Below are 14,604 nucleotides of genomic sequence, written 5' to 3' on the forward strand. Positions count from 1 at the left end.
CCGCGCGTGCCTTGCCCAGCCGGGCTCCCTTGGCATTGTCATTGCTGCCGGCCAACGGTTTCACTATCGACCCGCTTGATGGCGGGTGGATTCCACACGCCGGTCAATGCCTCCGACTTTGGCGCATAAAGACGCATGGTGAGGTTGAACGGGCTTTTGTGCGCGGGCAGCCAGTTGGCTTCGCGATCGCCGCCCGGATTGTCATTCTGGACGTAGAGCGTGAGCGATCCGTCGGCGTCGCGCTTGAACGGCATCCAGCTGCTCACCGCAAAGCGATTGAGTGGATTGGCAACCTGGAAGCCTTCATCGTCATACAGGGTGATTGACCAGAATGCCTCGACCGGCGGCACCGCGTCCTTGGCAAAGCGGACGATGTATTTGTTTGCGCCGTCGAGCGGCTTGCCGTTTTCATCGCCAACACTGTTCGGGTAGATCGCGTCCTCCGGCAGATTAGCGCCGAGTCCGAGCTGCGCGACGATCGCGCGCTTCAAGTAGTAGTTCCCGTAAACGCCCATCGTGTCCGTGTTCATGGACCAGTGATTTGCGACGCGTGCCAGCGTTGGGATTTTCCATGCCATCAGTTTTTGCGCCTGAGCCGGCGCATCCTCGATAGCTTTCCGTACCGTGGCATCGGCTTTGGTCATATCGAAGTTCTTGCCCGGTTCGAGACCTATCCGCGCCATGCGCGCGATGATCGGCTCATCTGTGATGTGTGGCGGGTGGACTTTGGATAGCTCCGCCGCATAGGCAAAAAACTTATCGCCTGCCATCGTGTCGACTTGCAGCTTCGGCGGCGTCTTGACGTCAACGTTGGGATCGATGGTCTGTGTCACGGCGACCGGGGGCTTACCCCATCCAGATAGCGGTGTGATCTTGTACCCCTTCTGTACCTCGTGAACCGCAGCATAGTCGGCAGGACCATCGGTCTTGGTGCGGCCGATGATCCAGACATAAGGCGTCGGCGCGTCGATACGCGCGAAGCCCGCCGGCACGTTTCCGTTCCAGCCCGGCGGCACGACCAGGAAATTCGCTGCCTTGGTGCCTGTCGTACGCCATCCCGGCGACGCGAACACATCGGTCCACATGTCGAGCATCGGCAGCAGGTAGTAGCGGCCACCGGTATCAGGAACCGAAACGACCATGGGTTCGCGGGTTAGGTCGAGCCAGGCGCTCGAATACAGCGTGTCGAAATTGGGCCGCACCACCGCCTTCATGTCTGCGGTCGGGTAGGCCTGGATATTGTCGAACGTGTTGGGAGGGCCGCCTATTGCCGCAGTTTTGGGATCGGAATTGATGAGCTGCTTGCGCGTCAGGTCCATCGTCACAAGCGGATAGAAGTAAACATACGCCTCTGCAGCGATCGCTTGTGCCTCTTCCGCAGAAATCGATTGAGCGGCGCTCGGGGTCGATGTCGATACGATGAGACTCAAACCCGACAGGATCGCAGCAAGCGACAACAGATGCTTTTGCATAAGGGTACTCCTGAAAATTCGCTGCATTGGCCGAGTGGGGCGATGTAGTGCCCCACTGCGGGTGTTTTCCTATCTCCTTCCAACTCAGGCAAAGGAGGATGAGCCAGCTAAGCGGCGAAGCCCCGCGTTCTGGTTGATCTAGATCAAGGGACGTCCGCCGACGGGTCACGAGCGGCGTTGCTCTGACGAATCGCTGCGCTCCGCTTGGCCCTCAAAAGCGGACGCCAGGCGATCTTGAGCCGACGCCCGAGACCGGCGTTTAGATGACGAGATTCAGCGCCGGATCGTCATTGGATTGCAACCTCGTGTGCTCGAAATGGAGCAGCTCTTCATCCGATGATTCATCGTCTTGAGGTCGGACGCTGACGATGTGAGCCCATCTGCCGAGAATAGCTCGATGAATACTCCGGCGTCTGCGCGCGGTCGATTGTGATAGGCACAGGGATCGTCACGTTGCCCGGTGAAATACGGAGTGGCGATGCGGGCGAGGGCGCGGCCGACGGACGCGCGATGGCGCGATCGCGCGATTGTCGCCGATGAGCTTGCGGCGAACAGTCGCGGCTTGTGACCTATGACAAACGACTGCGGCCTCAGAGTGGTGTTCGCGGCGAAGCGCGATCGAGTGATCGCAATGCACGCTGGTGGGCGGAGTTGCTGATTGTACCGAGGGACTCGTGGTGCTACGTTTGAGCACGTCATTCCGTTTCGGTTTGATGCGGCGGGCGATCGGGCTTACGGACCGCCGCCCGTTTATTTGAAGTTGGAATAGTTGAGCCAATCGTGTCCCGCCTCCGGCCCCCCTTTTGAGTGCGGTCGGACGATGTTTTTCATTGGCCTCCGTTCTTCCCATTGACTCGGAGGCGGGCTTTTTTCAGTTGAATTTTGCAGTAAGTCGATCTTCGACATGTGCATACTGACAAGCCACGCGGATCGTGCCGCACCACATCACCATCTGAACGCGAGGTGGGGCAGCCATTGCTTGATGGTTGCATTGCTCTGTGCCGCTTCCTTGTTTCAGTTCGCGCCCAGGGCGTGGGGACAATGCTCGGCGCGCGACGTGTTACAGAATCAACTGAAACTCGGCAAAGTTCGTGCAGTTGATTTGCCGCAAAAACTCATCGGGTCCGCCCGCGACGTTCCGACTTGGAAGACGATTGCGGTCGGCACTTTTGGCAACTCCTTCGCGTTGCGCAATGCATTGGATGCCGTGGGTTGCAATATCGGCGGGTTGGCCGCGGAAGTTCTCGCTCGACCGGCATTTACCGTCAGTTCTAACAAGATGGACGTGGAGCTTTTGGCGGTATCCGCGGTCCAGCTCGGCTTTAAAACCGATAGCGTGCCTCTGGCCGTCGTTTACGCGCGGGCCCGGCAACTTGGCTTTGAACTTGCGGCAGCGGAGGTCGGTCCGCAATTGCGCCTTCAATATCTCGATCAGCCCATGGGTGAATTCCTCATCGTGGGAATGCAGCCGATCAAGACGTGGAGCGGAGAGCCCGTGGTTCTCAACGTGGCAAATGGCGGAGCCGGATTGATCCTGATCGGCCAGGACGGCCGAGATGACGCTGAAATACCGGCGACCTCCCGTTTTCTTTTCGTGCGGCCGCCTGACCTTAGCGGCGGAATCGCGGCCGCTCTGCTGCCACCATGAAGACGAACAACCAAGTTTCGAGCAGCGCTGACTGCGGAGAAAAATTCCTTGCGTCAGATCAAGGGAGACTTCCTGTCCATGGAGAACAACGAGGCTGCCGGCTCAAGTGCAGCGGCGTCGGGAGTTCACGGGGATGGAGGCAGGCCTCGTCTCAAGTCTCGTCTGGAGCGGCGTCAACAGTAGGGAGTGACATCATGCGCGGATTCGGAGCTGTTTGTATCTCGCTGTTACTATCGGCAATTCCTGCGACTGCGTCAGATCAAAATCTCAAGGAAGAACTTGGAAAGATAGGTTCAGCATACGAGCAGTACTTCAGCAACAAGGACGCTGCCGGGATTACTTCGCTTTACACCAAGAACTATATGCGTGTGACGGAAGACGGCGTCGTGGACAATGCCAGATACTATGAGAACGCTTTCAAGGCGGGAGTTAGTCGCCTCGAGGTCAAGACGACCGAGGTTCAGTCATTGTCAGAAAGCATGGCTCTGGTCACCGGCGAATCTCGCATTACCGGCAACAGCGAGACAGGCGCTCCTATAGACTTCACCGTTGTTTGGACCGCTCTCGATGTTCGTGAAGACGGGCAATGGAAGATTCGCATGCTCACGTCGGTCCCCAAACCGCCGCCGCCCCAGCCGCAGCAGGCCGCAAAATAACTCAAGGCATAGCCTGCTCTGCCCGCAATCGTTCTCTGCGCCACCTCAAAGGGAGTCAACGATGGCCATTTTGCACGCAAGCCTCGCATTGCTTTCAGTCGCATCGGTTCTGGCAACGACGAGTGTCCAGGCTCAGAGCATGCCGCCGGAGGGCCCCGTCTCGGTCATATTCACCGCGACGCCGATTCCTGCTCCCAAGCCGATGGCGATCGGCGGCGGCAGAGAATTTGCTGTCATGAACCAAGCCATGGCAGCCTCAAACGAGGCGGGAAATCCTGTACTCAACAACATGGGTGGACGTTGTCAGCTCAGCCGCCTGACGGATCCGTCTGCGAAGACCGCCGAAATTCGCGGGTTCTGTACTTACGTCGACAAGGACGGCGACCAGTTGTTCGAGCAATGCGACTGGATGCCCGCATCCCCCAACAATTGCAACATAACGGGTGGGACCGGCAAATTCGAAGGTCTCCAGGCCGCGCTCGTCGTCACCATCGACCCTCTCAAGAGCAACTTCGATGGCATCAGTCAGGTCATTGGCCACAAGAAGGGGACGTACAAGTTCGTCAAGACGAACTAGGTTCGTTTCCAGCAGCCGCGAACGGCCTCGATTGCTGCAGTTCGGGATGCCGAAGGCAGCAACGTCTTCTGAACGGTTTGCCCGGCGCCCACGTCCGCTACCACGCCCTAGCGACGTGGTTCCGTCGTCTGCTGAACGGCCGGCCGGTGTCCCGGTGAAGTACGAGGCACGCCGCTCGCCCGCATGTTCGGTGACCGGCGGCGTTGTGAGTTCTTTGGGTGTGAATGGGTTCACAACGACATGGCCAGGCGAATGCTATGTTCCAGCCATTCAATTGCCGACTGATTTTTTGAAGAGTGTCTTTTTCGGACAGCCTCTGAGGAGAGGGTCATGTTCAAGCAATTCCTCTTGGTCGCGGCGATAGCCTCCCTAACGTTAGCCACATCCTCTAAAGCCGATTGCGAATATGCTTTGGAGCGCGGCGCGTCCGCCGAGTCGCGTTCGGTTTCGTTGCATTCTGATGCAGCTCAACTTGCGGAAGCCCTGTTGGATGACATTGTGACTTGGCTCTCATCGAATTTCGACCTGCCTGCCATCAAGCAGCGTCCCGTCGTTGAATTTGCGTCGAAGATGGAGCTTGCGAGGTTGCGTGCAAGGGACCGTACTTCTTCGCAAGGCTTCATGGAAAGCGATGGGCAACTAGCTCAGCGCGAGGTCGTTGCACTTTACGACAACGAGACGAGAACGATCCTGCTTCCTGATGATTGGGGCGGCACTTCGCCAGCCGATCAATCGGTCCTGGTACACGAAATGGTCCATCACCTTCAGAATGTTGGAGGGCTCAAATTTGTCTGCCCACAGGCGCGAGAGAAGTTGGCCTACCTGGCTCAGGATAAATGGCTGGAGCGGTTCGGGCTTAGCCTGGAGATCGAGTTCGACGTCGACATGTTCACGGTGCTGATTACTTCAGCATGCATGTATTGAGTGTGACCGGTCGATCCAAGTCGCTGTCGAACGGTTGCCTTTCCAAAGGAGCGCAAAGCCAAGCTCATCTCGTACGTACCAACAAGATCTTCAGCGGATTTGATTGATGGCCAGACTCTTGGCGGTCCTCGCAATTGCATTGGCGATCCTGGCGATGGCTCGGGGGCAGCAGAATCAGTTTGTACCGCTGCCGACAGGACTAATGCCAGCGGTGCTTGTTCCCTGAGTTCTCTTGAGGTGACGGGTTCATCCATTCAGCCGGTGGCGCACAGGTCCGCTCGTGGCCCGCGGCGATCTGCAAGGCGGACGGGCGCCGGCATCCGCACGCTATTCAGGCGTCAGCCCCAATGCCTTCACGGCAGCCAACAAAGGAGGCGTTTCGCTGTCGTACAGCTTTCTGAACGCGACATGTCCTTGAGCGGACTCATCGATGCCGTACGAGTCGAGCAGCTTCTGTATCTTGTCGGTCTTGCCAGCTTCTACCATCAGGCCGGAAACACGCTCCACGATGTCCTGCGGCATGCCGATGGGACCGGCAAGAAAGACGTAACCGGTCATAGCAAAGAGCTCGGACTCGGCACCCTGCTCGAAGAATGTGGGAACGTCGGGAAGCTTTCTGCTCCGCGTCCTCGTCTGCACGGCGATTGCCCTCCCAACTCCGGATTCCAGCGCGTTGACGGCATTGGCGTAACTCCCCATCGCCGCCTGGAGCACGCCGGCCGCGAGGTCCTGCCACATCGGCGCTTCGCCGCGGTAGTGCACGGCTTTCATCTGCAGCCCGTACTGCTTGTTGAGCTCTGCAACGACGATATGAGGGTAGGAGCCTGCGCCGAAGGTCCCGACGTTGGTCACGTTCCTGCGGGCGTATTCGACGAACTCCTTTAAATTGGTGGCGTTGGTCGCCTTATAGGCGACCAATGGCAGATATCCTGCCGACATGCTGGAAATGAGCGCGAAGTCCTTGTCGGCGTCGTATGGCAAAGTCTTAAATAGCACGCGGCTTTGCACCAGAGTTGCGGTGATGGCGAGGAGTAACGTGTAACCGTCCGGTGGCGATTGCTTCACGGCTGCTGCAGCGATCGAACCGCTGGCACCCGCCTTATTCTCAACTATCACCGGCTGGCCGAGCTTCTGGGAGAGGTATTCGCCGTAGACGCGCGCGAGGGTGTCCGCAAGTCCGCCGGCGGGATAGGCGCAAACAATCTTGATCGGCCGGGAGGGCCAGGTCTGCGTCCACCCGCTATCATGATACGACAAAGCGATGGTGGCTGCGCCGGTTGCGATGAAGGCGCGGCGCGTGATCTTCAATGCCATCACGGTCTCCATCATGTTTGTATTCCGAGGACGCGCGTCGTGGCGTTGCTGCCAGTCCTTCAAGCGGACGGCCCTACGTTGAATCCTGAGCCGCTGCTCGGGGCACTGCTGCGCGGTACGGCAAGCCGTTGGTCGTGCTCATGGATTGCTTCCTGAGCAAATTGTGCCGTCCCGAGGATGGTAGCAGGCCATGGGCGGGCGCTCTTGACATTCTGCTTACATTCTCTTCACCGCCGGCTTATTCTTGCGCTGCAACCGGCGCGAGAGTTCGACGGGGGAAAGCCACCCAGGGAATTGCCAGCTTGCGGTATCTCTTCGACGAGTACGCATTCGACACCGACCTTCGCGAGCTTTACCGCGGGGCGCACGTGGTCTCGGTTGCGCCGCAGGTGTTCGACCTGCTCGACTACCTGATCCGCAACAGGGAACGGGTCGTAAGCAAGGACGACCTCATCAAGACCATCTGGAACGGCCGTGTCGTGTCCGATGCGGCACTGACGACGCGGCTGAACGTCGCTCGGAGTGTGATTGGCGATTCCGGCGAAAAACAGCGTCTCATCAAAACCCTGCAGCGCAAGGGCTTCCGTTTCGTTGGAACGGTGCAGGAAGTGCAGAGGTCCGCAGACGCGGCGCCCACAGCCGATTCTGGTGAACAGTTTCAGGGTACCGCTGATCCAGATCGGTCCGATGCCGCGACAGTTGCGATGTCGATTCCTGCGCCACGCCTTTCCATCGTCGTACTGCCGTTCGCGAACTTCGGAGGCGATCCCGAGCAGGACTATTTCGTTGATGGCGTGACCGACAGCCTGACCACGGACCTTTCGCGCATCAGTGGCTCATTCGTGATCGCGCGTAACACCGCTTTCACCTTCAAAGGCAAAGCCGTCGATGTAAAGCAAGTCGGACGCGAGTTGAAAGTCCGCTATGTGCTCGAAGGTTCCGTGCAACGAGGCGGCAATCGGCTTCGGGTGAATGTTCAGCTGATCGATGCCGAAACCGGCAATCACCTATGGGCCGAGAGGTTCGAGAAACCCGTCGCCGACCTGTTCGACATGCAGGACGAGATCGTATCGCGGCTCGCAAACACGCTAAATGCCCAGCTCATTCAGGTTGAAGCGCGGCGAGCGGAACGTTCAACCCATCCCGATGCAATGGACCTGTATTTCCAGGGCTGGGCTTACGAGAACAATGGGACGACCCCGCAATACATGACGCAAGCGCAGGCCTTTTTCGACCGCGCCCTGGCACTCGATCCCGACAATATCGAGGCGCTGGTCGGCTCGGCGCGGGTTGAAGCGGCGCTTGGGGCCAATCTTGTCACCGACGACTGGAAAGCGCACTTGGCGGCGGCCGAGGCAGCCTCAACCAAGGCTCTGTCCCTTGCGCCAAACCATGCTCGGGCCCGTAGCATCCTGGGTCTGGTCCAATCATTTAGCAACCCGGCCCGAGCCATCGCTGAATGCGAGCGGGCGTTGGCACTGGATCACAATTTGGCCGACGCTCATGCCTTCATCGGTCTCGCCAAGTTTTTTCTCGGTCGCAGTAGCGAGACCGAGGCCCATATCCGCGAGGCGCTTCGCCTCTCTCCTCGCGATTCCTACGCCTACCGGTGGTTCATGTTTGTCGGTCTCGCCAAATTGTTTCTCGGCGCCGACGTGGAAGCGGTTGCCTGGCTGCGCCGGAGCATCGAGGCCAACCGAAATCATCCCCTCCCGCATTACTATCTCGCCGCTGCGCTGTCGCTGCTCGGCTCACCGGACGAGGCGCGGGCCGCCGCACAGGCCGGCCTTGTGCTCAATCCGACCTTCACTCTCCGCCGCTACCGGGGCCGCGTGACGAGCGACCATCCGGCTTATCTCGCCGGGCGCGAGCGTGTGTATGAGGGCATGCGCATGGCCGGGGTGCCGGAGGGATGAACGGCAGGAGGTTGCCGGTGCGCGCCCAACAAGGATCGGGCGCTCCTGCGCTTACGGCGACGGCACGGCCGAGGGCGGCGCGGTGACGTTCGGCAGCGGAGTTGCTGGCCAAGGGCTTGCCGGCCAGGGACCTTTCGGCTTGGCGTCGACCGACGAGCACGCCGCCGCAAGCTGCGTCCGCATCGACGCCAGGCCCGTCAGGTCGATGTCGAATTTCGCGACGTCCACCTTTTCGTCCGGCATCGGCGTGGTCCGCCGGACATGGAGGGAGCGGGACGCGATGATCGCCTTGACCATGTCAGGGTCGATGCTGCCGCTCCACATCTCGTACTTCGCGGCTCGCACCGGAAACCCGCCGGCCTCCTGGTCCTTGTCGGAGTCCGCCGTCATCATGATCGTACTTTTGCCGACGCTCGCCTCGTCGATCTCGCCCGCGAACAGCAGCGGCACGCGATTCCTGGTTTCGCAAAACATGCGCCACTCCATCGTCCGGAACGAAGAGCCGCTTTCCTTCTTCATCACCGCGATCTTGCTGATGAACGGCCGCGTTGCCTTCTCCAGCCTCCACATCCCTTCGGCAAACGGTCGCGTGTCGATTCCGAAACGATAGAGCTCGGCTCGCGTCAGCATATGTAGGTTTTCGAACTTCACGATACGGATGAGACCGTCGAGCGCGCGGCTGATCCCCATCGCCGCGATGAACGCAGCGCGGTCGCGGTCGGCGTTCGCGATCCGGCGCTGCCTGTATTCCGCGACCGCCTGCGGCGCCGGATGCCCGTGAAAGACGAGGACCAGCCTGGAGTTATGGACCGCCAGGGCGGCGTCGGGAGCGACCTCGCGTGATGTCGCGCCGAGAAACAGGTAACCGCAGGCCGAGTTGCACATCGCATGGTAGGTCGTGAGCTCCGCCTCGACCTCGCCGCCTGCGGCCTTGGTCTTCAGGCATGCGGCGTCCACCTGTGTGCCGGCGGCGCACGCCGTCGCGATCGTCCGACCGACCCGCGCGACCGCCTTGCGACTGCGCAGCAGCCGGCCGATGACGTAGGACTGCTCCACGTTCTTGCCGGGCGAATGAAGGTAGATCGGACGCTGGGTGTCCTTGACGCCGGCCAGGAAGCGGCGAATGCGCTGGCTTGCGTCCCCATCGATCTCGCCCTCGATGGCGATCCAGCGGTCGCAGCCCGGCCCGCACGCGTCCGGTGCCCCCTTGGCAAGATAGATCGTCAGCCTATGCGCAAATCCGGGATTTTCGGCCGGCGTTTCCTCGGCATGCAGCGCGCATGGAAGCAGCATGGCCACGAGAAACAAAATACGGGCAAGCATGTAACGACTGGGCCACGCGCGGTGAGGATAGACGTCGATGTTACATGATGATCGGCGCGCTTACAACTTTCGGTGGCATGCCGGCCCGCGTTTATTCGGCCGGGCGGCACATCGTGCTGTCTCGAAATACAGCGTTCGTCACGTCAGACGATCGATGATTTCGAAGAGCCTCTCGCAGGAAGCCTCGATCCGCTTTTGCGGAGATGTGGCGATACCCAGCAACAGACCGGGGCGCGCCGAAGCCGTTGACGCATACCACAGCGACAGCGGGGTAGGCGCCAGTCCGAACGATGCCGCTTCCCTGGCGATGGCGAGATCGGGCGCTCCATCCGGCAGCCGCAGGACCGCTGCCAATCCGGCAAGCGCAACGTTCGCGGTGCGCGTCCGAAGCTGTTTCAGCAATGCATCGCCTTGCGCGGCGTAGACCCGCTTCGTGCGCCGGAGATGCCGCAGATAATGGCCCTCGCTCATGAAATCGGCGGTCGCGAGCTGCACCGCGGGCCCGGGCGCCGGTGCGAGGCAAGCCGCGGCTTCGGCAAATCGCGCCGCCAGAGCCGCCGGTGCAACGACAAAGCCGAGCCGCAAGGCAGGGGTCACGGTCTTGCTGAAAGAGCCGATGTGGATGACGCGGCCCGCGCGATCGAGCGAGGCAAGCGCCGGCGTGGCCCGGCCCTTGAGCTGAAGCTCGCTGAGATAGTCATCCTCGATCACCCACGCCTTGCGTCGGGTGGCCCAGTCGAGCAGGCGCGAACGCCTCCTCAGCGACAATGTGGATCCGAGTGGCGCCTGCTGTCCGGGCGTCACGACAACCAGCGCCGCGTCGGGAGCATGTTTCACGCCGTAATCGACATCGATGCCGTCAGCGTCGACCGGGATCGGCGCGATCGACAGTCTTGCAAGCGCGAGACCGTGCCGCGTGAAGGGAAAGCCCGGATTCTCCACCCAGACCTTCGTCTTTGGCTCGGGGCCGAGGACACGGAGCGCCAATCCGAGGCCGCCGCTGAAACCACTGGTGATGATGATCTGCGACGGCGCGCACGCGATCCCGCGCGCCAGCGCAAGGTAGGCTGCGATCTCGCGCCGCAAGTCGAGCTCGCCGCGCGGATCCGGATAGATCGCCGGCGCGCTCATTTCGGCGCGAACCGCCTGCGCGCGCATCCTTGAGAGCAGCGTCGCAGGAAAGGTCTCTTGCGCAGGCACGCCCATCTGGAAAATTGCCGGCCCCGCCGTGAGCTCCTGGTACATCTCCATGAACGAGCCGGGAGCCGGGGCTTTGTCCTTGCGAACGGGAAAGGACGGCCGATCCGCGACATGCGTGCCGGTCGCGCGTGACGCGACAATCAGTTGGGCGGAGGACAGCTTTTCATACGCCGCGCGCACAGTGCCCCGCGCGACGCCAAGCTGGGCTGCCAGATCCTGCCAGGAGGGCAGGCGCGCTCCGGGTGCGAGCACGCCGTTCTCGATGGCGGCCCTGATGCCCCCATGGATCTGCTCGGCCAGCGGCGTCTTCGCAGATCGATCCAGTTCGAGCCGCAGCGGTTTGGTCATGCCCCTTGGTACACGATTTTCGTGCATTCTTGGTGCTTTTTTGTGGACCAGGGCAGGGCCATTTATGGCGGAGACAAGGGCCGGGCATTGATCATCAAGGAGCAGGACAATGACAGGGCGTCTCGACTACGACCGTATCGCGCCGGCGGGTGTGAAAGCGCTGGGCGGCGTGTACGGCTACATCATGCAGAGCAATCTTCCTGCGGGGTTGATCAACCTCGTCTATCTGCGCGTATCCCAGATCAACAACTGCGCCTACTGCCTCGACATGCATATGCGCGATCTGCTCAAGAGCGGGGTGAAGATCGAAAAGCTCGCTCTGCTGCAGGCGTGGGAGGAAGCCGGCAATCTGTTCGACGCGCGCGAGCGCGCCGCCCTCGCATGGGCCGAAACGGTGACCCGCGTCGCGGATACCGGCGTGCCGGATCAGGCCTATGAAGCCGCGCGCGGGGTCTTCGAGGAGCGCGAACTCGTCGATCTCACCATCGCGATCGGCCTGATGAACACGTATAATCGTATGGCGATCAGCTTCCGTAAGACGCCGCAGGCCGCCGTCGAGAAGACAGCCTGACGGGCCACGAACGGCATCGGCCGACGTCAATGCAAGGCAGGAGTTAGAAAATGACGAGCGTGATTTCCGGCGTGAAAATTCCCGACAGCAAGCTGGCGCGCGAGGCCGCCGAGCTGGTGCGCAGCTACGAAGACGAGATGCTGTTCAACCATTCGGTCCGCGTCTACGTGTTCGGCGCGATGAAGGGGCTGCGTCAGAAGCTGAAATTCGATTCCGAGTTGCTTTATGTCGCGGCGCTGTTTCACGACCTCGGCCTGGTCGATCACTACCACACCGAAACAAAGCGATTTGAGGTCGACGGTGCCGACGCCGCGCGGGACTTTCTCCGGGCACGCGGCATCGCCGAGCCGCAGGCCGATCTGGTCTGGGAGGCGATTGCGCTGCACACCACACCCGGTATTCCGGAATATATGAGACCGGAAATCGCCCTCACGAGGGCAGGAGTTGTGGTGGACGTCGGGGCCGTTGGATATGACGAGTACACGCCGGAGCAGCGCGATCAGGTGATCGCTGCGTTCCCGCGCGGCGATTTCAAGAACGAGTTTCTGAAGGTGCAGACCTGCTCAGCGCTGAAGAAGCCGCAGACGACATTCGGGACCGTCAATTTCGACTATATCCAGGATCACGATCCCAGCTTCCACAAGCCAAACGTGTGTACGCGCATCCGCAACACGCCCTGGCAAAGCTGAGCTGCCGCTCAAGCCACCGGGTCGCTCGCGCGGCTGCGGTGATCCGGCGCCAGCGGCGGCGCCGCGCGCGCGGGCGCGTTCGCCGGCGGAGCGGCGTGCCTGCTCGCGGTGACCGCGACCGGTACAGACCTGGCGTCGCGCCAGGCGACGATCCAGATCAGGAAGCCGAGCAGTGCGAGCACGGCGCCGACCGGGCCGGTGGAGGTCCAGCCGAGCCCCTCGCGAATGGCGATGCCACCCAGGAACGGGCCGAGAGCATTGGCGGTGTTGAACGCCGAATGGTTCAGCGCAGCAGCGAGCGCCTGCGCGTCTCCCGCGACGTCCATCAGCCGCGTCTGCAGGACGGCGCCGAGCGAGACGCTGGCGCCGATCGCGAAGACGTCGGCCGCGAGCAGCCAGGGATTGCCGGCGGCAAGCGGAAACAGCAGCAGCGCGACCGCGGCGAACAGCAGGATGACGCCTGCCGTCGGCATCAAGGCACGGTCGGCAAAGCGCGGCACGAACAGATTGCCGAGCGTGGCGCCGATGCCGAACACGGCGAGGAAGAACGGGATGACCGCGGTGCTGACCTTGGTGACCTCGATCAGCGTCGTCGCGAGATATGTATAGACGGCGAACATGCCGCCAAAGCCGATGGCGCCGATCGCCAGCGTGATCCAGATGCGGCCGTTTCGGAGCGCACCGAGCTCGCGCAGCGGGTCGGACCGGCCGGCCGCATCGCGCGGCGCGAACAGGGCGCACAGCACGACCGTGATCAACGCCAGCACCGACACGAAGCCAAAACTCGCGCGCCAGCCGACCGCCTGGCCGATCAGATTGGCCAGGGGCACGCCGATGATCGTGGCAGAGGTCAGGCCGAGCATCACCTGGCCGATCGCCTGCGAACGGCGGTGCTGCGGAACGAGCGAGGCCGCGACCAGCGCGGCGATGCCGAAATAGGCACCATGCGGCAATCCCGACAGAAATCGCGCCGCGATCATCCAGCCGAAGCCCGGCGCGAGCGCGGTGAGCGCGTTGCCGAGCGCGAACACGGCCATCAGGGCCAGCAACTGGGTGCGCCGGGCGAACCGCGCGCCAAGCACGGCGATCAGCGGCGCGCCCAGCACCACGCCGAGCGCGTAGGCACTGATCGCGTGCCCCGCGGTCGGCTCGTCGATCCCGAGGTCGGCAGCGAAGAACGGCAGCAAGCTCATCGATGCGAATTCGGTGGTTCCGATCGCAAAGCCACCCATCGCGAGCGAGAACAGGACGATGGCGAGGTGAGGGGGCGCTGAGGCGCGGGGCGAGGTCGCGTGAGGCGAGGTCGTCATGTGTCCTGCATTGGTGGCGTCAACGGGAATCAGCCCAGCGAACGTCGCCACCCCTGCAAGATTTGTCGTCGTACTTAAACCCGCACCAGCCCGCGTCAACATCGGAGGCGCGATGCAAGGCATGCCGCATATCAGCGTCCCGATTTAAGTGTGGCGCCATCTGGACGCGTCGCGCATGAGGCCTGTGGCCTCATCGGTGCGCTTCGGCCTTCCCGCGACCTTCGCTATCCACTCTACAGATGGGGTCGACACGCCTGAGGGCAAAACAGTTGCATAGCTGCAGCAAAGTGTATTGGCGGTTGAAGCGGTCGGCGCGACCTTTTGCCATCGCGCCCGGCGCGAGGGCTTCCATGTCGGGGCCCGGCGCAAGTGGAAATTCGCGAATGCTGTCGAAATTCAAAAGGAATACATAAGGAATTCAAAAGGAATTCGAAAGGTAGAGTGCATTGATTGGGTGCCTTATTCCAGTGCGAGCCGCTCATCGCCAAGATGAGGTAATCCGAAGAACCCCTTTTACTCTCCGCCGCGACTTGTTGTGGCGCTGCCGCTCCAAGCCATTCGGGTGATTTTGGTAGCGCCTCAACCGAATTGCGTTTAGCGTGTTGCAGATTGGTTCAACGACGAGACTCTGCTCGGCAAGAGGCTTTATTCGCCGC

Annotated in this window: 12 protein-coding genes; 7 read left to right on the forward strand and 5 right to left on the reverse strand. The window is 61.4% G+C overall.

Features of this window, described 5'->3' with window-relative positions; all coding sequences use genetic code 11:
* Positions 1–38: 38 nt before the first annotated feature.
* Entirely contained in the window at positions 39–1,472 is a 1,434-nt protein-coding gene (locus AB7G19_RS19815) for a DUF1254 domain-containing protein (protein ID WP_283016672.1), read from the reverse strand.
* Positions 1,473–2,454: 982 nt separating this feature from the next.
* Here AB7G19_RS19815 and AB7G19_RS19820 point away from each other — a divergent pair.
* The 4 genes from AB7G19_RS19820 (at position 2,455) to AB7G19_RS19835 (ending at position 5,277) form a co-directional block, all read left to right on the forward strand.
* On the forward strand, positions 2,455–3,120 hold the full coding sequence (locus tag AB7G19_RS19820) for a hypothetical protein (protein ID WP_283016671.1): 666 nt from the start codon (positions 2,455–2,457) through the stop codon (positions 3,118–3,120).
* 194 nt (positions 3,121–3,314) lie between these two features.
* Positions 3,315–3,776 (forward strand): YybH family protein, encoded by a 462-nt coding sequence (locus tag AB7G19_RS19825; protein ID WP_283016670.1) that lies wholly within the window; start codon positions 3,315–3,317, stop codon positions 3,774–3,776.
* 61 nt (positions 3,777–3,837) lie between these two features.
* Positions 3,838–4,353, forward strand: coding sequence for a hypothetical protein (locus AB7G19_RS19830; RefSeq protein ID WP_283016669.1), 516 nt, complete (start codon positions 3,838–3,840; stop codon positions 4,351–4,353).
* A gap of 330 nt (positions 4,354–4,683) precedes the next feature.
* A complete protein-coding gene (locus AB7G19_RS19835) occupies positions 4,684–5,277 on the forward strand; it encodes a DUF6647 family protein (RefSeq protein WP_441268021.1) in 594 nt (197 codons plus the stop codon).
* A 327-nt stretch (positions 5,278–5,604) separates the two neighbouring features.
* Here AB7G19_RS19835 and AB7G19_RS19840 read toward each other — a convergent pair whose 3' ends face one another.
* Positions 5,605–6,606 carry a Bug family tripartite tricarboxylate transporter substrate binding protein gene (locus tag AB7G19_RS19840; protein ID WP_283016667.1) on the reverse strand — a complete coding sequence of 334 codons (1,002 nt, stop codon included), beginning with the start codon at positions 6,604–6,606 and terminating at the stop codon, positions 5,605–5,607.
* 287 nt (positions 6,607–6,893) lie between these two features.
* On the opposite strand from AB7G19_RS19840, the gene AB7G19_RS19845 reads away from it, so the two are divergent.
* Positions 6,894–8,507: a winged helix-turn-helix domain-containing tetratricopeptide repeat protein gene (locus AB7G19_RS19845; RefSeq protein WP_283016666.1), complete on the forward strand. Its 1,614-nt coding sequence runs from the start codon at positions 6,894–6,896 to the stop codon at positions 8,505–8,507.
* Positions 8,508–8,558: 51 nt separating this feature from the next.
* On the opposite strand, the gene AB7G19_RS19850 is transcribed toward AB7G19_RS19845, so the two are convergent.
* A complete protein-coding gene (locus tag AB7G19_RS19850) occupies positions 8,559–9,830 on the reverse strand; it encodes a hypothetical protein (protein WP_283016665.1) in 1,272 nt (423 codons plus the stop codon).
* A gap of 138 nt (positions 9,831–9,968) precedes the next feature.
* Positions 9,969–11,378, reverse strand: coding sequence for a MocR-like pyridoxine biosynthesis transcription factor PdxR (gene pdxR / locus AB7G19_RS19855; RefSeq protein ID WP_441268022.1), 1,410 nt, complete (start codon positions 11,376–11,378; stop codon positions 9,969–9,971).
* 109 nt (positions 11,379–11,487) lie between these two features.
* Here pdxR and AB7G19_RS19860 point away from each other — a divergent pair, with 109 nt between their 5' ends.
* Together AB7G19_RS19860 and AB7G19_RS19865 are read left to right on the forward strand one after the other, a co-directional pair.
* A complete protein-coding gene (locus AB7G19_RS19860; protein ID WP_259257335.1) occupies positions 11,488–11,949 on the forward strand; it encodes a carboxymuconolactone decarboxylase family protein in 462 nt (153 codons plus the stop codon).
* A gap of 50 nt (positions 11,950–11,999) precedes the next feature.
* A complete protein-coding gene (locus AB7G19_RS19865; RefSeq protein WP_166341989.1) occupies positions 12,000–12,638 on the forward strand; it encodes an HD domain-containing protein in 639 nt (212 codons plus the stop codon).
* 8 nt (positions 12,639–12,646) lie between these two features.
* Here AB7G19_RS19865 and AB7G19_RS19870 read toward each other — a convergent pair whose 3' ends face one another.
* Positions 12,647–13,948, reverse strand: coding sequence for an MFS transporter (locus AB7G19_RS19870; protein ID WP_283016663.1), 1,302 nt, complete (start codon positions 13,946–13,948; stop codon positions 12,647–12,649).
* Between the last annotated feature and the right edge of the window lie 656 nt (positions 13,949–14,604).

The sequence above is a fragment of the Bradyrhizobium sp. 215_C5_N1_1 genome (assembly GCF_052075935.1).
GTDB lineage: Bacteria > Pseudomonadota > Alphaproteobacteria > Rhizobiales > Xanthobacteraceae > Bradyrhizobium > Bradyrhizobium barranii.